This window comes from Falsiroseomonas algicola (assembly GCF_011040385.1).
GTDB classification, from domain to species: Bacteria; Pseudomonadota; Alphaproteobacteria; order Acetobacterales; family Acetobacteraceae; genus Falsiroseomonas; species Falsiroseomonas algicola.
Genome location: NZ_JAAIKB010000015.1, coordinates 118156 through 135587 on the forward strand (window position 1 = coordinate 118156; position 17432 = coordinate 135587).

18 protein-coding genes are annotated in these 17432 nt (G+C 71.0%); 10 read left to right on the forward strand and 8 right to left on the reverse strand.

The window, feature by feature from the left end; genetic code table 11:
- Nucleotides 1-16 precede the first annotated feature (16 nt).
- The 7 genes from sufC to G3576_RS26045 all read left to right on the forward strand — a co-directional run bounded on the left by sufC (nucleotide 17) and on the right by G3576_RS26045 (nucleotide 5762).
- Nucleotides 17-763, forward strand: a complete 747-nt coding sequence (gene sufC / locus G3576_RS26015) for a Fe-S cluster assembly ATPase SufC (RefSeq protein WP_164697407.1) — start codon at nucleotides 17-19, stop codon at nucleotides 761-763.
- The gene (gene sufD / locus G3576_RS26020) at nucleotides 760-2070 is read left to right on the forward strand and encodes a Fe-S cluster assembly protein SufD (RefSeq protein WP_164697408.1); all 1311 of its coding nucleotides are present in this window, start codon (nucleotides 760-762) and stop codon (nucleotides 2068-2070) included. The genes sufC and sufD overlap by 4 nt, the downstream gene beginning before the upstream one ends.
- A complete protein-coding gene (locus G3576_RS26025; RefSeq protein ID WP_164697428.1) occupies nucleotides 2070-3311 on the forward strand; it encodes an aminotransferase class V-fold PLP-dependent enzyme in 1242 nt (413 codons plus the stop codon). Before sufD ends, G3576_RS26025 begins: the two co-directional genes overlap by 1 nt.
- Nucleotides 3312-3378: 67 nt before the next feature.
- Nucleotides 3379-3855: a Fe-S cluster assembly sulfur transfer protein SufU gene (sufU, locus tag G3576_RS26030; protein ID WP_456237355.1), complete on the forward strand. Its 477-nt coding sequence runs from the start codon at nucleotides 3379-3381 to the stop codon at nucleotides 3853-3855.
- Nucleotides 3848-4219 (forward strand): SUF system Fe-S cluster assembly protein, encoded by a 372-nt coding sequence (locus G3576_RS26035; RefSeq protein WP_407926135.1) that lies wholly within the window; start codon nucleotides 3848-3850, stop codon nucleotides 4217-4219. The genes sufU and G3576_RS26035 overlap by 8 nt, the downstream gene beginning before the upstream one ends.
- A gap of 21 nt (nucleotides 4220-4240) precedes the next feature.
- Nucleotides 4241-4612, forward strand: a complete 372-nt coding sequence (locus tag G3576_RS26040) for a HesB/IscA family protein (protein ID WP_164697410.1) — start codon at nucleotides 4241-4243, stop codon at nucleotides 4610-4612.
- Between the two features lie 73 nt (nucleotides 4613-4685).
- Nucleotides 4686-5762, forward strand: coding sequence for an MBL fold metallo-hydrolase (locus tag G3576_RS26045; protein WP_235952453.1), 1077 nt, complete (start codon nucleotides 4686-4688; stop codon nucleotides 5760-5762).
- Between the two features lie 121 nt (nucleotides 5763-5883).
- Here G3576_RS26045 and G3576_RS26050 read toward each other — a convergent pair whose 3' ends face one another.
- Nucleotides 5884-6081 carry a KGG domain-containing protein gene (locus G3576_RS26050; RefSeq protein WP_164697412.1) on the reverse strand — a complete coding sequence of 66 codons (198 nt, stop codon included), beginning with the start codon at nucleotides 6079-6081 and terminating at the stop codon, nucleotides 5884-5886.
- A gap of 135 nt (nucleotides 6082-6216) precedes the next feature.
- Between G3576_RS26050 and G3576_RS26055 the strand changes: the two genes are divergently transcribed.
- A complete protein-coding gene (locus G3576_RS26055; RefSeq protein WP_164697413.1) occupies nucleotides 6217-7233 on the forward strand; it encodes an NAD(P)-dependent oxidoreductase in 1017 nt (338 codons plus the stop codon).
- On the opposite strand, the gene G3576_RS26060 is transcribed toward G3576_RS26055, so the two are convergent.
- The 7 genes from G3576_RS26060 to G3576_RS26090 form a co-directional block, all read right to left on the reverse strand.
- Nucleotides 7208-8551 carry a hydrolase gene (locus G3576_RS26060; RefSeq protein ID WP_164697414.1) on the reverse strand — a complete coding sequence of 448 codons (1344 nt, stop codon included), beginning with the start codon at nucleotides 8549-8551 and terminating at the stop codon, nucleotides 7208-7210. The two genes, G3576_RS26055 and G3576_RS26060, sit on opposite strands and share 26 nt — an antisense overlap.
- Nucleotides 8552-8615: 64 nt before the next feature.
- Nucleotides 8616-9533: an MBL fold metallo-hydrolase gene (locus G3576_RS26065; protein WP_164697415.1), complete on the reverse strand. Its 918-nt coding sequence runs from the start codon at nucleotides 9531-9533 to the stop codon at nucleotides 8616-8618.
- 13 nt (nucleotides 9534-9546) lie between these two features.
- Complete coding sequence (locus G3576_RS26070) at nucleotides 9547-10527, reverse strand: MBL fold metallo-hydrolase (protein WP_164697416.1); 981 nt, start codon at nucleotides 10525-10527, stop codon at nucleotides 9547-9549.
- Nucleotides 10528-10633: 106 nt separating this feature from the next.
- On the reverse strand, nucleotides 10634-11911 hold the full coding sequence (locus tag G3576_RS26075) for a class I SAM-dependent RNA methyltransferase (protein ID WP_207623045.1): 1278 nt from the start codon (nucleotides 11909-11911) through the stop codon (nucleotides 10634-10636).
- Nucleotides 11908-12333 (reverse strand): DUF2721 domain-containing protein, encoded by a 426-nt coding sequence (locus G3576_RS26080; RefSeq protein WP_164697417.1) that lies wholly within the window; start codon nucleotides 12331-12333, stop codon nucleotides 11908-11910. The genes G3576_RS26075 and G3576_RS26080 overlap by 4 nt, the downstream gene beginning before the upstream one ends.
- A 20-nt stretch (nucleotides 12334-12353) precedes the next feature.
- The gene (locus tag G3576_RS26085) at nucleotides 12354-13568 is read right to left on the reverse strand and encodes an acyl-CoA dehydrogenase (protein ID WP_164697418.1); all 1215 of its coding nucleotides are present in this window, start codon (nucleotides 13566-13568) and stop codon (nucleotides 12354-12356) included.
- Between the two features lie 130 nt (nucleotides 13569-13698).
- Nucleotides 13699-15753, reverse strand: a complete 2055-nt coding sequence (locus G3576_RS26090; RefSeq protein ID WP_164697431.1) for a DEAD/DEAH box helicase — start codon at nucleotides 15751-15753, stop codon at nucleotides 13699-13701.
- A 238-nt stretch (nucleotides 15754-15991) separates the two neighbouring features.
- Between G3576_RS26090 and G3576_RS26095 the strand changes: the two genes are divergently transcribed.
- Together G3576_RS26095 and G3576_RS26100 are read left to right on the forward strand one after the other, a co-directional pair.
- Complete coding sequence (locus G3576_RS26095) at nucleotides 15992-16696, forward strand: alpha/beta fold hydrolase (protein ID WP_164697419.1); 705 nt, start codon at nucleotides 15992-15994, stop codon at nucleotides 16694-16696.
- A gap of 37 nt (nucleotides 16697-16733) precedes the next feature.
- Nucleotides 16734-17123, forward strand: a complete 390-nt coding sequence (locus G3576_RS26100; protein WP_164697420.1) for a PH domain-containing protein — start codon at nucleotides 16734-16736, stop codon at nucleotides 17121-17123.
- Nucleotides 17124-17432: the final 309 nt, after the last annotated feature.

Below are 17432 nucleotides of genomic sequence, written 5' to 3' on the forward strand. Positions count from 1 at the left end.
GGGATCGCCTGGAATCATGCTGAAGATCGAGAACCTGCACGCCACCGTCGATGGCAAGCCGATCCTGAAGGGGTTGTCGCTGTCGATCGCGCCGGGCGAGATCCACGCCATCATGGGCCCGAACGGCTCCGGCAAGTCCACGCTGAGCTACGTGCTGGCGGGGCGGGAAGGCTATGAGGTCACGGAAGGCTCCGTCACCTTCATGGGCCAGGATCTGCTGGCGATGGAGCCGGAGGAGCGTGCCGTGGCCGGCGTCTTCCTGGCCTTCCAGGCGCCGGTCGAGCTGCCTGGTGTCGGCAACGCCAACTTCCTGCGCACCGCGCTGAACGCGGTGCGGCGCGCAAAGGGCGAGGCGGAGGTGGATGCCATCCAGTTCCTCAAGCTCGCCCGCGCGCGGATGAAGGTGCTGAACATGCCGGACGATATGCTGAAGCGCCCGGTCAATGTCGGCTTCTCCGGCGGCGAGAAGAAGCGGAACGAGATGCTGCAGATGGCGATGCTCTCGCCGAAGCTGGCGCTGCTGGACGAGACCGATAGCGGGCTCGACATCGATGCGCTGAAGATGGTGGCGGATACCGTGAACAGCCTGCGCGGACCGGACTTCTCCGCCCTCGTCATCACCCATTACCAGCGCCTGCTGAACCACATCGTGCCGGACCATGTGCATGTGCTGTCCGCCGGCCGCATCATCCGCAGCGGTGGGCCGGAACTGGCGCAGGAGCTCGAGGCGACGGGCTACGCCGCCTCGGTGGCCGCGGCATGACGGCCGTCGGCACCACCGGCGCCGGCGCCTTCCTGGCGCGGCATGAGGGGTTGCGTGCGCGGCTGCCCGGCGCGCATCTCCCCTGGGTGACGGCGTTGCGCGAGGCCTCCGCGGAGGCCTTCCGCGCGCAGGGCTTCCCGACGCGGCGCGTCGAGGCCTGGAAGTACACGGACCTCGCCGCCGTCAACGGCACGGTGTTCGGGGAGCCGCTGACCGGCGTCGATGACGCGCTGACGCTGCCCGCCACGACCAACCCGCGCGCCGTCTTCGTCGATGGCCGCTTCCGCGCCGATCTCTCGACGCTGGAGGGGCTGGCCTATACGGTCGAAAGCCTGGCCGCGGTGCTGCCGACGCTGGAGGGGCGCCTCGGCGCCGTCGCGCGTCCCGCCGAGCAGGCGCTGGCCGCGCTGAACGGCATGCTGTTCGAGGATGGGCTGGTCGTGACCGTGCCGGCTGGTGTCGCGGGCGGCGTGCTCGAATTGCTGTCCTTCGCGACCGTCTCCGAACGCGCACCGGCCTACCACCCGCGCCACCTGGTGCAGCTGGAGGACGGCGCGTCGCTGACGCTGATCGAGACCGCCTCCGGCCCCGCCGCGGCGCGCTACCTGCACAACCCGGTCTTCGAGATCGAGGTCGCCGCGAAGGCCCGGCTGAACCATGGAAGGCTGCAGCAGGAAGGGCTCGATGCCTTCTTCCTCTCGACCGTCTATGCCCGCGTGGCGGAAGGCGGCGCCTATGACAACTTCACGCTGAACGCCGGCGGCCGCCTGGCACGCAACGAGATCCATGTGGCGCTGCAGGGCCCCAAGGCCGAGTGCCACATGAACGGCGTGCAGCTGGTGGCCGATGGCCAGCATGCGGATACGACGACGGCGCTGGACCACGCCGCGCCGGATTGCGCGTCCCGCCAGACCTACAAGACCGTCCTGGCCGGCCGGTCGCGCGGCGTCTTCCAGGGCAAGATCCTGGTGCGCAAGATCGCGCAGAAGACCGATGGCTACCAGATGAACCAGGCCCTGCTGCTGAGCCCGGAGGCCGAGATCGACAGCAAGCCGCAGCTGGAGATCTACGCCGACGACGTGAAGTGCAGCCATGGCGCGACCGTCGGCGAACTGGATGCCGACAACCTGTTCTTCCTGCGCAGCCGCGGCATCCCGCTGGACCAGGCCAAGGCCATCCTGGTCGAGGCCTTCCTGACCGAGGCCGTGGAGGCCGTGGCCGACGAGGATATCCGCAACGCCCTCTCCACCGCCGTCACGGGCTGGTGGCAGCGCCAGGGCGTGGCTGGCGGGATTGAGGTCGCGTGATGGATGGGCACATGGCGCCGGTGCTGGACCTCGCCGCGATCCGGGCGGACTTCCCGATCCTGTCGGAGACGGTGCGCGGCAAGCGCTTCACCTTCCTCGACAGCGGCGCCTCCGCCCAGAAGCCGCGGCAGGTCATCGGCGCGATGGTGCGGATGATGGAAAAGGCCTACGCCAACGTCCATCGTGGCGCCTATCACATGAGCGAGCAGGCGACAGAGGCCTATGAGGCCGCGCGCCGCGCCGTGCAGCGCTTCCTGAATGCGGGCGACGAGCGCGAGATCGTCTTCACGGGCAGCAGCACCAACGCCATCAACCTGGTCGCCCACAGCTATGGCCGCGGCGTGATGAAGCCGGGCCAGGCGGTCGTGATCTCCGAGATGGAGCATCACGCCAACCTGGTGCCCTGGCAGATGCTGCGCGACGCGCATGGCATCGAGTTGCGGGTCTGCCGCATCACCGATGCCGGCGAGCTGGACATGGACGACCTCGCCGCCAAGCTGGCCGACGGCAAGGTCGGCCTCGTCGCCGTCACGCATATGTCGAACGTGCTCGGCACCGTGACGCCGGCGGAGCGCATCGCGCGCATGGCGCATGAGGCCGGTGCCAAGGTGCTGTTCGATGGCAGCCAGGCGGCGGTGCATCGCCGGGTGGACGTTCAGGCGCTCGACGCCGATTTCTACGTCTTCACCGGCCACAAGCTCTACGGGCCGACGGGCATCGGCGTGCTCTATGCCAAGGCCGCGCTGCTCGAAGCCATGCCGCCCTTCCTTGGCGGTGGCGACATGATCGCCGAAGTCAGCTTCGAACGCAGCATCTGGGCGCCGATCCCGGCAAAGTTCGAAGCCGGCACGCCGCCGATCATCGAGGCCATCGGCCTGCACGCCGCGATCGATTATGTCGAGGCCATCGGCATGCCCGCGATCGAGGCGCATGAACGCGCCCTGGTCGATCGCGCCATGGCCCGCCTGCCGCATATCGAGGGCGTGACCCTGCTCGGCCGCGCGCAGGATCGCGGCGGCGTCTTCGCCTTCGCGCTTGACACGGCCCATGCGCATGACGTGGCGACGCTGCTGGACCGCGCCGGCATCGCCGTCCGTTCCGGCCGCCATTGCGCGGAACCGCTGCATGCGCGCTTCAACGTCGAGAGCACCTGCCGCGCCTCCTTCGGCCTCTACACCACGCCGGAGGAAGTCGATCTCCTCGCCGATGCGTTGGGGCAGGCGAGGGAGTTCTTCCGATGATCCGCTGCGATGGTCGGAGGCTGGCGGGCTTCAGCCCGCAGGCCGGAGAGCTGAATCGGAGCGGCACATGACCGGGCTGTTCGACGACCTTCGCGACCTCTACCAGGAAGTCATCCTGGACCATGGTCGCAAGCCGCGGAACTTCCGCCGGCTGGATGATGCCGACCGCACCGCGCGCGGCGACAACCCGATGTGCGGCGACCGGATGGAGCTGTTCCTCAAGATGGCGCCGGACGGCACCATCGCGGATGCTGCCTTCCAGGGCCGCGGCTGCGCCATCTCCATGGCCTCGGCCTCGCTCATGACCGACACGGTCAAGGGCAAGACCCCGGCGCAGGCGCATGCGATGAGCGACGGCTTCCGCACGCTGGCGATGACGGGCACCTGCCCCGAATGCGGTGGCGACATCGCGGAGGAGATGGAGCGCCTGGCGCCCCTCTCCGGCGTGCATGACTTCCCGAGCCGCGTGAAGTGCGCGACGCTGGCCTGGCACACCTTGAACGCCGCGCTTGACGGCCAGGCGAAGGAGGCGAGCAGTGAGTGAAACGCCGACCCTGCCCAATCATGGCGCCTGGACGCCGGAAGGCTCCACGGAACCGCCGGTGAAGGTGCATGAGGATGCGGTCATCGCCGTCCTCAAGACCGTCTTCGACCCGGAGATCCCCGTCGACATCTACGAACTCGGCCTGATCTACGCGGTCGAGATCGGCGATGACGGGCACGTCAAGGTCGAGATGACGCTGACCACCCCCTCATGCCCCTCGGCGCAGGAACTGCCGAGCCAGGCGGAGGAAGCGGTGCGCGCCGTCCCCGGCGTGACCGACGTGACGGTCGAGGTCGTCTGGGATCCGCCCTGGGACCAGAGCCGGATGAGCGAGGATGCGCGCCTCGCCCTCAACATGTACTGACGACTGAGCGAGGGTGAACCCATGAGCATTGCCACCGACGCTCCCGCCCGCCCGAAGCGGGCCCTGCCGCCGCTGATGACGCTGTCCGACGGCGCCGCGGAACGGCTGCGCGCGCTGTACGAGAAGGGCGAGGCCGGCAAGCTGCTGCGCATCGCGGTCAAGACCAAGGGCTGCTCCGGCATGTCCTACGACCTCTCCTGGGTCGATGGGGCGGGACCGGGCGATGAGGTCGTGACCGACAAGGGCCTCACGATCCTGGTCGATCGCAAGGCCACGCTGTTCCTGATCGGCACCGTGATGGATTACGAGGTGAAGGCCATGTCCGCCGGCTTCACCTTCACCAACCCGAACGAGAAGGGCCGCTGCGGCTGCGGCGAGAGCTTCCACGTCTGACGGATTGTTACGTCGCCTTGGCGCGGCGTGACGCGCGCGCCACATGCGGGCTTCCACCGTTGGAAGCCCGCCCTTGCCGTCCTCTGCAATCACCCGCCGCAAGCTTGCCACGCTGATCGCCGCCGTGCCGATTCTCGGCGCCTGCGTCAGCGCGCGCGCCGGCAGCGACTACTATGCCGGGCCCGTCTCCGACCATTTCGACGGCAGCCGCTTCTTCAACCCCGGTGGTGATGGTCCTCGGCCCTTCACGGACCTGCTGCGCTGGCAACTGACGGAAAGCCGTACCGCCTGGCCGGAAAGCTTCCCGAGCCCGCATCCGCAGGATTCGCCGCCCGCCCGGGTGGAGGGCAAGGCGCTGCGCGTTTCCTTCGCCGGCCACGCGACCTTCCTGATCCAGGGCGCCGGCCTCAACATCATCACGGACCCGGTCTTCTCCGACCGCGCGAGCCCCTTCAGCTTCTACGGACCGAAGCGCGTCAACGCGCCGGGCATCGACTTCGGGCGGCTGCCGAGGATCGACGTCGTGCTGCTCTCGCACGGCCATTACGACCACATGGATGTCGACACGCTGCGTCGCCTCTGGGAACGCGACCGCCCGCGCATCCTGGCGCCGCTCGGCAATGACGTGATCCTGCGCGGCCATCATCCCGGCATGGTGGTGGAGGCGATGGACTGGCACGCGCGTCGCGACCTCGGCGCCGGTGTCGCGGCCTCGCTGGAGCCGGTGCATCACTGGTCGGCGCGCGGGCTCTTCGATCGCAACCACGCGCTGTGGGGCGGCTTCGTGCTGACGGGCATCGGCGATGGCATCTTCTTCGCCGGCGACACGGGTTTCGACCAGGGGCGTCCCTTCCGCCGGGTTGCGGAACGCCACCCCGGCCTCGGCCTCGCGCTGCTGCCGATCGGCGCCTATGAGCCGCGCTGGTTCATGGCGCCGCAGCACATGAATCCGGATGACGCAGTGCAGGGCTTCCAGCTGCTCGGCGCGCACCAGGCGCTGGGCTACCACTGGGGGACCTTCAACCTGACGAATGAGGGCGTGGACAGCCCGGCCCAGGATCTCGCGACGGCGCTCGCGGCCAAGGGGATCGAGCCCGCGCGCTTCCTGGCGGCCCAGCCGGGACTGGTCTGGACGAACGCCGCCACCTGACCGTCAGGCGATCGCCGCCAGGGACCCCGTTTCTGGCGGCCCCGTCGGTCCCGGTGCAGGCCCCCTTGCCCTGCGCCCTTCGCGAGCCGGCTTGACCGTCTGTTGCGGCGCCCCGCCTGGGTCAGCCCTTGCCGCGGTTCTGCCCGCCCTTGCGCCCCGCCTCCGCCGCGCGCTGCGGGTCATTGGCGAAGTTGTTCGGGTCCTTCCGCTTGCCGGCGCCGACCGTCTCCTGCGGGACGCCCTTCTGGCCTTCCGCACCATGCGCGCCGGCCTTGTCGGCGGCGCTGCCCTCTCCCTTGTCCATGTCCTGGCCTGCCATCGCTGCATCCTCCGTGGGCGGCGGACCATGATGCCGCCGCGCGGGCAAACGCCTGGCGTCGATGGCGGGTTTGGCACCGCAGCCGGAACGCCGTGGGCGTATTGACCGGGCGCGGCCGAAGCGCGAGGAGGGGACATGGCCCGTTTCCAGGTTCTCGTCACCCACACCCATCTCGACCAGCCCGGCCTCGGCCTGCTGGAGGAGGCGGGATGCCAGGTGCATTTCCTGACGCCCGACGCCAGCGGCGTGGTCACGGCGGCGAATGGCAAGGCGGAGGTGGAGCGCCTGCTGGCGACGACCGCCTTCGATGGCGTGATCTCCCGCATCATCCCGATCGGCGGCGATGCGATGCGCAGCTGCCCGACGCTGCGCGTGATCAGCCGCGCCGCCGTGGGTTACGACAACATCGACATGGAGGCGGCCAGCGCGCAGGGCATCGCGGTGCTGACGGCGGTCGGCGCCAATGCGCAATCCGTCGCCGAATACACGATGGGGCTGCTGCTGACCGTGGCGCGCAACATCGCCCGCCACAACACGGCCATTCAGGCCGGGGGGTGGGAGCGGGCGCGCCTTGGGCTGGAGCTTCGCGGCCGGCGCCTCGGCCTCGTCGGCTATGGCCGCATCGCGCAGAAGGTGGCGGCGCTCGCGCAGGCCTTCGGCATGACGGTCTCCGCCTGGAGCCCCAACCTGCACAAGGCCGGCGACATCGCGCCGGTCGCGCGTGCGGCGTCACTGCACGACCTGATCCGCGGCTGCGACGTGCTGTCGCTCCACATCCCGCTGACCGAGACCTCCCGGAACCTGATCGGCGCGGAGGAACTCGCGCTGATGGGGAAGGAGGCGATCCTGGTGAATACCGGCCGCGGCGGGTTGGTGGACGAAGCCGCGCTGGCCGAGGTGCTGCAGGAAGGCCGCATCTGGGGCGCGGGCATCGATGTGCTGACGCAGGAGCCCCCGCCGCGGGACAACCCGCTGCTCGGCCTGCCCAACGCCATCCTGAGCCCGCATGTGGGCGCCGCCACCACGGTCGCCCGCGCCGCGACGGCGGAGACGGCGGCGCGCCACCTGCTCGACATCCTGCTCGGCCGGACGCCGCCGGCCGATGCGGTGGTGAACCCCCAGGTCCTTACCAGGTCAGCTCCGCCAGCGTGATCCGGTTCTCCGCCGCCGGCCAGGCGCGGGAGACCACGCGGTCCTCGTTGAAGATCCCGACCACCGGCCGGCCGAGCTCTCCCGCCGGAATCTGCCGCGTGGCCAGGGCGGAGATGGCGACGCCGGGGCGCAGTTCCGGCGGCACGCGGCCATCCAGCAGGATCGCGTCGCGCGGGATGCCGAAATAGCCTCGGGTGCGCTGGAACAGCACCACGCCGCCGCCGCCATCCCGCTCCGCCTGGGTCGGCGCGCGGGCGGGACGCAGGTTCACCACCGTCGAGCCGCGTGGGAAGGGGCCGCGATAGATGTGGGTGATGGGGTGCCGTGGCGCGGCCACGACGAATTCCAGCGTCCAGTCCGGCCCGACCGGCACGCCGCCCCAGCGCCCATCCTCCTCCGTGACGCGCCGGTGGATGGCCTCGCCCATCCGTTCGCCCGTCTCGGGGGAGACGCGATAGACCTCCACCGTCGCGCCCGCGACGGGGCGGTTGGTGACGCCGCCGGCGGTGTTGGTGACGCGCCCATCCAGCACCGGCCGCGCCTCGGGCTCCACGGATAGCCGCGCTGGCGGGCGGCCGGTCACGAACGAAAAGGTCTCGGCGAAGGCGCGCGCGTGGTAGGCGACCTCCCGGTGGTCCAGCGCGCCCAGCACCAGGTTGGTGGCGCCGCGCAGCTCCGGCCCATCCACATCCGTGCCGGTCGGCCGGTCGGGCGTGGCGGACCAGATGGCGCGGGGCTGGGCGAAGACGTCGTTCCAGGCGCTGCGGATGGTGAGGAAGGCGGTGCCGGGGACGACATCGGTCGTGCCGCCATTCAGCCGCCGGAGGAAGTCGGACTGGCTGTTGAACTCGCGGTTCCTGATCTCCGGCCAGTCATAGACGCCGCGATTGGGCGTGCCGCAGAGCACGGCGTGGGAGACGGCGTCGCTGCCGCCCTGATGCACGACGAAGTCGCGGATCGGGTAGCCGCCGCGGGAATTGCCGACGAGGGCGATCCGCGCGCCGCCATGCCGGGCGCGGAACTCGGCCACGAAGGCGGCGAGCCGCTCCGTCTGCTCCGCGCTACCGCTGCGGCCGGCCTGGGGCACGGCGTCATCGTCCCTCGCCAGCGGGTCCGGCATGTCCACGGCCAGCAGGCGGTCCGGCGGGTAGCCGTTCGACTCGAAGCGCCAGAGCGTGGTGAGCCACAGCGCCGCATGGTCGCCATTGCCATGCACGAAGAGGATCGGCGGCGGCAGCGCCTGGGCGCGGGCCAGACGGGGCGCGGCCAGCGGCAACGCGCTGGCGGCGAGGAGCAGGGTTCGTCGGGACGTTTCCATTGGGCGGAAGGGTAGCGGGACAGGCGGCGGCATGGAACCGCCGCCGCCTGCCCTGTCCCTCACGTCACGCGTTGGACGGCACCAGGCGGAAGCCCGTGCCCGCACGCTCGACCCGGCCCGTGGCCGGCATCGGGAAGTGATAGCCCACGACCGGCACCCGGTCCGTTGCCGCCTGGTCCAGCAGGCGGCGGCGGGTCTGCACGGCCTGGGTGGCGTCCATGTCGAAGACCGGGTGCCATTCGGGATTGGCCATGAAGAAGGCGGGCGTGTTCACGGCATCGCCGATGACCAGCAGCTGGTCCCGGCCATCCGCGATGATGAAGGAGGTGTGGCCCGGCGAGTGCCCGTTCGTCGCCACGGCGGTGATGCCAGGCGCCACCGTCGCGCCGGGGGCGAAGCTCTGCACGCGGTCGCGATAGGGGGCGAATTTCTGCCGCACCGTCGCGAAGCCGGGGCGGCGACCCTCGGCGGCGCGGGATTCCTCCCCCGCATCGGTCCAGAAGGCCCATTCGCGCTCCGGCACCAGCACCGGCACGCCGGGGAACAGCGGCTGGCCATTGGCGTCCGTCAGCCCGCCGATGTGGTCGCCATGGAAATGCGTGTGCACCACCAGGATGACCTGCGCGGGGTCGAGACCCGCCGCGCGCATATTGGCGAGCATCTGGCTGCCCGGCGCGCCGCGTCCGACATCCAGCATGACGAGGCCGCGCGGCGTCTTCACCACCGTCACGTTGAAGGGGTTCTCCAGCGCCGTGCCCGGCATGCCCGCTGCCTGCATGGTGGAGGCCACCTGCGCCGGCGTGGCGTTGAGCACGAAGCCCTGGGTGGCATCGGGCCGCACCACGGAGCCATCCGTGACGATAAAGGCTTCCAGCCCACCCACCGCCACGCGGTGGAAGCCGGGCGCTTGAGCCTGGGCCAGGGAGGGCGCCAGCGCGAGGCCGGCCCCCGCGGCCAGCAGGCCGCGACGATCGATCATCATGGTCGTTCCCCCCTCAGCCCGCCGCCGCCCAGTCCGTCGGCACGAAGCGGTAGCCATTGCCCTCCTTCGCCATGAAGCCGGTCGAGGGGAAGGGGAAGTGGTAGCCGGTGACGCGGATCCGGTCCGTGGAGACCATGTCGAAGACACGGCGCCGCGTCGCCTCCGCGGCCTGGGCGTCGAAGTCGAAGACCAGGTGGAAATCGGGGCGGCGGGCGAAGACCTCCGGCCGGTTGGTGATGTCGGCCAGGAAGACCAGCTGGTCGTTCCCGTCCGCGATGCGGTAGATCGTGTGGCCCGGCGTGTGGCCATGGGCGGCGATGCTGGTGATGCCGGGCATCACCTCCGCACCCGGGGCGATCTGCCGCACCTTGCCCTGGTAGGGGCCGAAGCGGCGCTGGCTGTTGGCGAAATTGGCACGCTGGAATTCCGGGCTGCGGGTCTCGTTGCCGCTGTCCATCCACCAGCCCCATTCCGGCGCGGGCACCACCAGCTCCGCATTCGGGAAGGCGGGCGTGCCATCGGCGTTGAGCAGGCCGTTCACGTGGTCGCCGTGGAAATGGCTGAACACCACCGTCGTGACGCGGGCCGGGTCGAGCCCCGCCGCACGCATGTTCGCCGTCAGCAGCCCGACCGGGGCATTGGGCCCGGAGGGGCCGTTGCCGGTGTCGAACAGCACCAGCCCGTTCGGGGTCTCGACGCAGGTGAGGGTGAAGGGGATGCGGAAGGTGTCGGTGGGCAGGAAGCTCTCCGCCAGCACGCGCTGCACGTCTTCCAGGGAGGCGTTGCGCACGAAGCCCGCATTCAGCGGGATGGCGCGGCTGCCGTCATGCAGCATGGTCACGGTCCGCGACCCCAGCCGGAAGCGGAAGAAGCCCGGCGCCTGGGCCAGCGGCGCGGCGGGCGCGGCAGCCTGGGCCAGCGCGGGCGTCGCGCGCAGCAGCGCCGGCGCGGCAAGGGCGGCCGCCGCCCCCATGAAGACGGACCTGCGGATCATGCTTCTTCCCTCCGGGACGGTTGGCTCGCCGCGACGTTGGGCGGCAGGCGGCGGATGCAACCCCCACAGGTGGGTGCAACGCAAGCTTCTTTCGTCGCCGGGCTGCTCAGCGTGCGAAGGCGACGACCGATTCGAGGTGCGGCGACCACGGGAACTGGTCCACCGGCACGGCGGAGACGGCCTTGAACCCCGCCCGGCCCAGCACCGCCGCATCGCGCGCCAGCGCGACCGGGTTGCAGGAGACGTAGATCGCGTGGCGCAGCTTGCTCCGCGCGATCTGCGCCACCTGCTCCTGCGCGCCGTTGTAGGGCGGGTCGAGCACCACCACCCCGAAGGAATCGAGTTCCGCCGGCAGCAGCGGGCGATAGGCGAGGTCGCGCTTCACCGCCTCCACCCGCCCGCCCGCCTTGCGCGCCGCGGCATCCAGCGCCGCGACGGCGCCTGCCTCGCCCTCATAGGCGGCGACGCGATGGGTCGCGGCCAACGGGAAGGAGAGGGTGCCGATGCCCGCATAGAGATCGGCGATCCGCGCCTTGGGGGAGAGCTTGCGTGGCAGGGCGGCGCGCACCGCGGCGACGATGCCGGCCTCGCCCTCCGGCGCTGCCTGCAGGAAGGCGCCGGGCGGCGGCGCCACCTTCACGCCGCCGAGCATCAGGTGCACGGGGCCGGCCTGCGCCGCCGTCTCCATCACGCCATCGCCCAGCGCCCAGGCGATGCGGGGGATGCCATGCGCGATGCCGAAGGCCGCCAGGATGGATCGCTGCGCCGCATCCAGCTGCCCATCCGTCCGCAGCAGCAGGTCCGGCCCGCTGTCGAGCAGGTTCAGCACCGCCGAGCCTTCCCGCTTCAGCGCGCCGAGGCGCTTGAGCACCTCCCTGAGCGGGCGGAACAGCGCGACCAGGCGCGGGTCCAGCACATGGCAGGTGGAGAGGTCCGCGATGGCGCTGGCGCCGCGCTGGTGGAAGCCGAGCGCCACGCCATGCGGCACGCGCCTCAGCGCCAGGTCCGCCCGCCGCCGCGTGCCGGGCGGTGCCGCGACCAGGGGCGCCACCTCCACCGCCTGGCCGGCCCGCGCCATCGCCTCGACCAGCCGGTCGCGCTTCCAGGCGTGGTAGGCCGGCATGGCCATGTGCTGCAGGGCGCAGGCGCCGCATTCGACCAGGAAATGCGGGCAGGGGGGCGCGACGCGGTCGGGGCTCGGGCTTTCGACCGATGCCAGCGTGGCCGCGATGCCCTCTCCGCGCCGCGCGCCCAGATCGGCCAGCACGACCTCCCCGGGCAGGGTGCCGGCGATGAAGACCGGTCCCTGCGGCGTCTCCGCCACGCCATCGCCGGCGGAGCCGAGGCGTGTGATCGTCAGGCGCTGCGTGGTGGGTTCGGTCAAGCCGGCGGTCCAGTCGGGTTCGGGGGCGGCAGATCGGTGCGGGCCAGCGCCGCCTCCGCCAGGAAGCACAGCAGACCGGCGCCGAGCACGGCCATGGTGCCCAGCATCAGCCCGGCCAGGACAGGGCCCAGCGCCCAATCATAGATCAGCGCCAGGAAGGTGGCGGCGACCAGCGCGCAGACCAACAGCGCGGCCATGATGCAGCCCAGCATGGCCCCCAGCGCCATGCTCGCGCGACGTCGCAGCAGCGCGATGTTGGGGCCGGATTCACGCGCCGCATGGGCCGCATGCACGCGGTCCACCAGGCGGTTCCGGCGCTCCGACAGCACGCGGAGCGCCGTCATCACGCCGGCCAGCAGGAAGGCCGGCGTCAGGCTGCCGGCGATGGCCTGGCCCGCGGCGGCGACGGAAAGCGCTTCCATCGCGCGGCGCGACGGGGGTCTCAGCCGCCGAAGGCGTTCAGCCCGGTCTGGGCGCGCCCGAGGATGAGGGCATGCACGTCATGCGTGCCCTCATAGGTGTTCACCGTCTCCAGGTTCACCATGTGGCGGATGACGTGATACTCGTCGACGATCCCGTTGCCGCCGTGCATGTCGCGTGCCACGCGGGCGATCTCCAGCGCCTTGCCGCAATTGTTGCGCTTGACCAGGGAGATCATCTCCGGCGCCGCCTTGTGCTCATCGAACAGCCGGCCGACGCGCAGCACGGCGTGCAGGCCGAGCGTGATCTCCGTCTGCATGTCGGCCAGCTTCTTCTGCACCAGCTGGGTCTGGGCCAGCGGGCGGCCGAACATCTTGCGGCCCATCGTGTAGTCGCGCGCGGCGTGCCAGCAGAACTCGGCGGCGCCCATGGCGCCCCAGGCGATGCCGTAGCGCGCGCGGTTGAGGCAGGAGAAGGGCGCGGCGAGGGACTTCACGCCCGGCAGGCGGTTCTCCTCCGGCACGAAGACCTCATCCATCATGATCATGCCGGTGACGGAAGCGCGGAGCGAGAACTTGCCCTCGATCTTCGGGAAGGTCAGGCCCTTCATGCCGCGCTCCAGCAGGAAGCCGCGCAGCACGCCCTCGTCATCCTTCGCCCAGACCACGGCGACATCGGCGATGGGGGAGTTGGTGATCCAGGTCTTGGAGCCGGAGACCAGGTAGCCGCCATCCACCTTCTTCGCGCGGGTGCGCATGGAGGAAGGGTCGGACCCGGCATCGGGCTCCGTCAGGCCGAAGCAGCCGACCCATTCGCCGGTGCGCAGCTTCGGCAGGAACTTCTGCTTCTGCTCCTCCGACCCATAGGCATGGATCGGGAACATCACGAGCGAGGACTGCACGGAGAAGGCGGAGCGGTAGCCGCTGTCCACGCGCTCCACTTCGCGGGCCATCAGCCCATAGGCGACGTAGGACACGCCGGCGCAGCCATAGCCATCGAGCGTGGCGCCCAGGAAGCCCATCTCGCCGAACTCGTTCATGATCTCCCGGTCGAAGCTCTCGTTCCGGAAGGCCATGAGGACGCGGGTCTGCAGCTTCTCCTGGCAGAACTGGCGGGCCGCGTCGCGGATCATCCGCTCATCCTCGGTCAGCACCTCATCCAGCAGCAGCGGGTCGTCCCAGGTGAAGGGGGCGGTGCTGGACTTCTTGGGGGTGGTGACGGGGGTGACGACGTTCATGGCGTTCTCCTGGCTCCTGCGACGAAGGCGGGCCTCGGCTGGTATGGGCGCAATCTGGCGCGCGTGCCGGCATCCGGCAACCGCCCCGTGGATGCAAAAAGGGGCGCCGAGGCGCCCCCTTTCGCTGGGCTCAGGCCGCCTCGGCGTCCTGGCCCGGTTCGGCACTGCCTTCCGGCGCCGGCGTATCGGCGGCGCTGTCCCGCTTCGGGCGGGGCAGGGGCAGCAGCATGAAGGCCGGCACGGCATCGCCGAAGCCGCGGGGCGATGGCCCGGCCTCCCGGTCCTCCCGCCGTTCCCGGCGGAATTCCTCGCGCCGCGCGGCGTAGCTCTGCATCTCCTCGCGCGGCGGCAGGTCGCGGCCCGGGCGGCCATCGCGGCGCGGGCCGCGATCGTCCCGGCGGCCTTCGCGCGGCACACGGTCACGCGGCGCCTCGTCCCGCGGGGCCTCGTCCCGGCGGGGGGGACGCGGCGGGCGGGCATCCCGCACCGGCACGTCATCCGCCGCCGTCTCCAGCGTCTCGACCGGCGGGCGACGCCCGCGATCGTGATCGCGTCCACCCCGATCCCGGTCGCGGCCACCACGGTCGCGCCCGCGATCCCGGCCGGCATCGCGTCCGCCGCGGCCGCCATCACGGCCGCCATCGCGCCCGCCCTGGGCCGGCCGGCCGCCGCGGCCACGCTTGGCCTTGGCGCCCTCCGCGATCTCTTCGGCGGAGATCGGGTCGAGCCCGTCGATCTCCATGCGGGGGATCGGCTTGCCTGTCAGCTTCTCGATCGCCGCGACGGAGCGTGCATCCTCCGGCGCCGCCAGGGAGTAGGCATGGCCTTCGCGCCCGGCGCGGCCGGTGCGGCCGATGCGGTGGACATAGTCCTCCGCATGGAAGGGCACGTCGAAGTTGAAGACATGGCTGAGCCCGCCGATGTCGAGGCCGCGCGCCGCGACATCGCTGCAGACCAGCAGCTGCAGCTCATTCGCCTTGAACTTGTTCAGCGTCGCGAAGCGCATGGACTGGTCGAGGTCGCCATGCAGCGCGCCGACGGAGAAGCCGTGGCGCTTCAGCGACTTGTAGAGGATGTCCACGTCGATCTTGCGGTTGCAGAAGATCAGCGCGTTCTGCACGGCTTCCCGCCGCAGCAGGCGGCGCAGCGCCTCCCGCTTGTCCATCTCCCGCACCCAGACCAGGCCGGTGGTGATGGTGGTGGCCACGGTCGCCGGGGCGCTGACCGTGATCTCCTTCGGGTTCTGCAGGAAGGCATCCGCCAGGCGACGGATCTCCGGCGCCATGGTGGCGCTGAAGAACAGCGTCTGGCGCATCCGCGGCAGCAGGGAGACGATGCGCTCCACATCCGGGATGAAGCCCATGTCCAGCATGCGGTCGGCCTCGTCGATGACGAGGACCTTGCAATCCGCCAGCAGGATGCGGCCGCGATCGAACAGGTCGAGCAGCCGGCCCGGCGTCGCGATCAGCACGTCCACGCCCTTGTCGAGCACGTCGCGCTGTTCGTTCATGCTCTCGCCGCCGATCAGCAGGGCATGCGTGAGGTTCAGGTGCTTGCCGTACTTCACGAAGTTCTCGGCCACCTGCAGCGCCAGCTCGCGCGTCGGCTCCAGGATCAGGCTGCGCGGCATCCGCGCCTTGGCGCGCGACCCTGCCAGGATATCGAGCATCGGCAGGGTGAAGCTGGCGGTCTTGCCGGTGCCGGTCTGGGCGCAGCCCAGCACGTCCCGCCCCATCAGCACGATCGGGATCGCGGCTTCCTGGATGGGCGTGGGGTAGAGGTAGCCGGCTTCCGTCACCGCGCGGAGGATGGGCTCCGAGAGGCCGACATCGGCGAAGGTGGTGCGGGCGGGTTCCTCGGGATCCTGCTCGTCATAGGCCCGCTCGGCCTCGCTCCGCAGGTCTTCCTCGTCATCCTCGTTGTCGCGGCCATCATCATCCGCATCGCCGTCATCCCGGTCGTCGTCATCCCGGTCGCCGTCGTCCCGGTCGTCGTCCTGGGCTGCAACGTCGTCGCGACCTTCGGCCTCGACAGGCGCAGGCGCTTCCTCCGCCGGGGCTTCCGCCACGGGTTCGGCGGCGGCCGGCTCGGGCTCGGTCGGCGCTGCGGCCGTCGCCTCAACGACGGAAACCGCCTCCGGCTCGGCCGTGGCGGTGTCCTTGTGTTCGGGATCGGCCGCGCCCATCTGGGTCGCGTCGCTGTGATCGCTCAACGTGATTGTTTCTCTGTCTGCCTCGGACCAGCCCGACACCTTCGACCGCCCCGGCTGCAAACCGGGGCCCGTCTTCGGGTGGGGACGCCCCGCTGGCGCAATGGGCGCGAACGGCGGAGCCGGGCGGGACGAGCGCCATATGCGCCGGAAACGCGCGGAAATCAAGGCGCGACGGCTTGCGAGCCCGGCACGCGCGGCCTAGCAGCCCGGCATGACCGACCAGCCCACGCTCCTGCTGCTGCCCGGCCTGCTCTGCGACGGCCGGCTCTGGCGCGACCAGATCGCGGCACTCCGCGCCGAATGCCGCTGCGTCGTGGCCGACCTGACCCATGACGACAACCTGCCCGCCATGGCCCACCGCGCCCTGGCCGCGGTGGGCGAGGCCCAGGACCTCGCCATCGCCGGCCTGTCCATGGGCGGCTACGTCGCACTCGAGATCATGCGCCAGGCACCCGGCCGCGTCGCCCGCCTGGCGCTGATGGACACCTCTGCCCGGCCCGATACGGAAGAACAGTCCCGCCGCCGCCGCGCCCTGCTGGCATTGTCGGAATCCGGGATGTTCCGCGGCGTGACGCCGCGGCTGCTGCCGACGCTGCTGGCCCACCACAACCTGTCGACGCCGCTCGGCGCCGAGGTCACCGCCATGGCGGAGCGCGTCGGCCGCACCGCCTTCCACCGCCAGCAGCGCGCCATCCTCAAGCGGCCCGACAGCCGGCCGGACCTGCCCCGCATCGCCGTGCCCACCCTGGTCGTGGTGGGCGAGCACGACGCCCTGACCCCACCCCACCTGGCGGAGGAGATCGCCGCCGGCATCCCCAACGCGACCCTCGCCCGCATCGCCAGCGCCGGCCACCTGCCGACGATGGAGGAACCCGCCGCCGTCACCGCCGCCATGCGGGGCTGGTTGCGCGCCTGACGCGCGCCTAGAGTCGACAGCCCAACGGAGACCCGCCATGGCCGAGACCACGATCCTGGAGACGCGCGAAACAAAGCGGTCCTACGGCCTGGTCCGCGGCGGGGTCGCGATCCTCTGCCTCGGCCTGCCCTTCCTCGGCCGGCAACGCATCCAGGTCACCACCGAACGGGTCATCATCGAAAGCGGCTTCCTGACCAAGGTCCGCGACGACGTCGAAGTCTTCCGCATCCGCGACGTCGTCTCCACCCAGGCGCTCTGGCAACGCCTGCTCGGCATCGGCGACGTCGTCATCAAGGCGACCGAAGGCCGCACCGAGGAACGACACACGCTGCGCGGCGTCCCCGACCCGATCGCCGTCTCCGAAGCCATCCGCCAGGCCTGGAACCAATCGGCCCGGCCGCGACAGGCGACGAACATCGACGGGTAGCGGGTGGCGCCGGTGGCCCGGGGAAAGGGCTCCGCCCCTTCCCCGTAACCCCTTCCCCGCCAAGGGCCAGCGGGCCCTTGGGAACCCATGAATTGATCGGAGGGCGAGAGAGGGGCACCGCGCTCGCGCCGAACATGAGCGCGCGCCGTGCCCCTCTCTCGCCCTCCGATGAAGCCTCGCGGTCCAGGGGCGCGACGCCCCTGGCGCGGGAGAGGTGCGGAGAGGGGCGCGCAGCCCCATAGGCGCTAGGATAGAGCGGGGATCGTGAGGCTGGTTGCGGCGTTTTGTGGGTGTGACCCTTGATGCACG

What these genes read in the sequence shown, in the direction of transcription:
- sufC (WP_164697407.1), top strand. Translation starts at nt 17, where the DNA reads ATGCTGAAGATCGAGAACCTGCACGCCACCGTCGATGGCAAGCCGATC.
- sufD (WP_164697408.1), top strand. Translation starts at nt 760, where the DNA reads ATGACGGCCGTCGGCACCACCGGCGCCGGCGCCTTCCTGGCGCGGCAT.
- G3576_RS26025 (WP_164697428.1), top strand. Translation starts at nt 2,070, where the DNA reads ATGGATGGGCACATGGCGCCGGTGCTGGACCTCGCCGCGATCCGGGCG.
- sufU (WP_456237355.1), top strand. Translation starts at nt 3,379, where the DNA reads ATGACCGGGCTGTTCGACGACCTTCGCGACCTCTACCAGGAAGTCATC.
- G3576_RS26040 (WP_164697410.1), top strand. Translation starts at nt 4,241, where the DNA reads ATGAGCATTGCCACCGACGCTCCCGCCCGCCCGAAGCGGGCCCTGCCG.
- G3576_RS26050 (WP_164697412.1), bottom strand. Translation starts at nt 6,081, where the DNA reads ATGGCAGGCCAGGACATGGACAAGGGAGAGGGCAGCGCCGCCGACAAG.
- G3576_RS26055 (WP_164697413.1), top strand. Translation starts at nt 6,217, where the DNA reads ATGGCCCGTTTCCAGGTTCTCGTCACCCACACCCATCTCGACCAGCCC.
- G3576_RS26060 (WP_164697414.1), bottom strand. Translation starts at nt 8,551, where the DNA reads ATGGAAACGTCCCGACGAACCCTGCTCCTCGCCGCCAGCGCGTTGCCG.
- G3576_RS26065 (WP_164697415.1), bottom strand. Translation starts at nt 9,533, where the DNA reads ATGATGATCGATCGTCGCGGCCTGCTGGCCGCGGGGGCCGGCCTCGCG.
- G3576_RS26070 (WP_164697416.1), bottom strand. Translation starts at nt 10,527, where the DNA reads ATGATCCGCAGGTCCGTCTTCATGGGGGCGGCGGCCGCCCTTGCCGCG.
- G3576_RS26080 (WP_164697417.1), bottom strand. Translation starts at nt 12,333, where the DNA reads ATGGAAGCGCTTTCCGTCGCCGCCGCGGGCCAGGCCATCGCCGGCAGC.
- G3576_RS26085 (WP_164697418.1), bottom strand. Translation starts at nt 13,568, where the DNA reads ATGAACGTCGTCACCCCCGTCACCACCCCCAAGAAGTCCAGCACCGCC.
- G3576_RS26090 (WP_164697431.1), bottom strand. Translation starts at nt 15,753, where the DNA reads ATGGGCGCGGCCGATCCCGAACACAAGGACACCGCCACGGCCGAGCCG.
- G3576_RS26095 (WP_164697419.1), top strand. Translation starts at nt 15,992, where the DNA reads ATGACCGACCAGCCCACGCTCCTGCTGCTGCCCGGCCTGCTCTGCGAC.
- G3576_RS26100 (WP_164697420.1), top strand. Translation starts at nt 16,734, where the DNA reads ATGGCCGAGACCACGATCCTGGAGACGCGCGAAACAAAGCGGTCCTAC.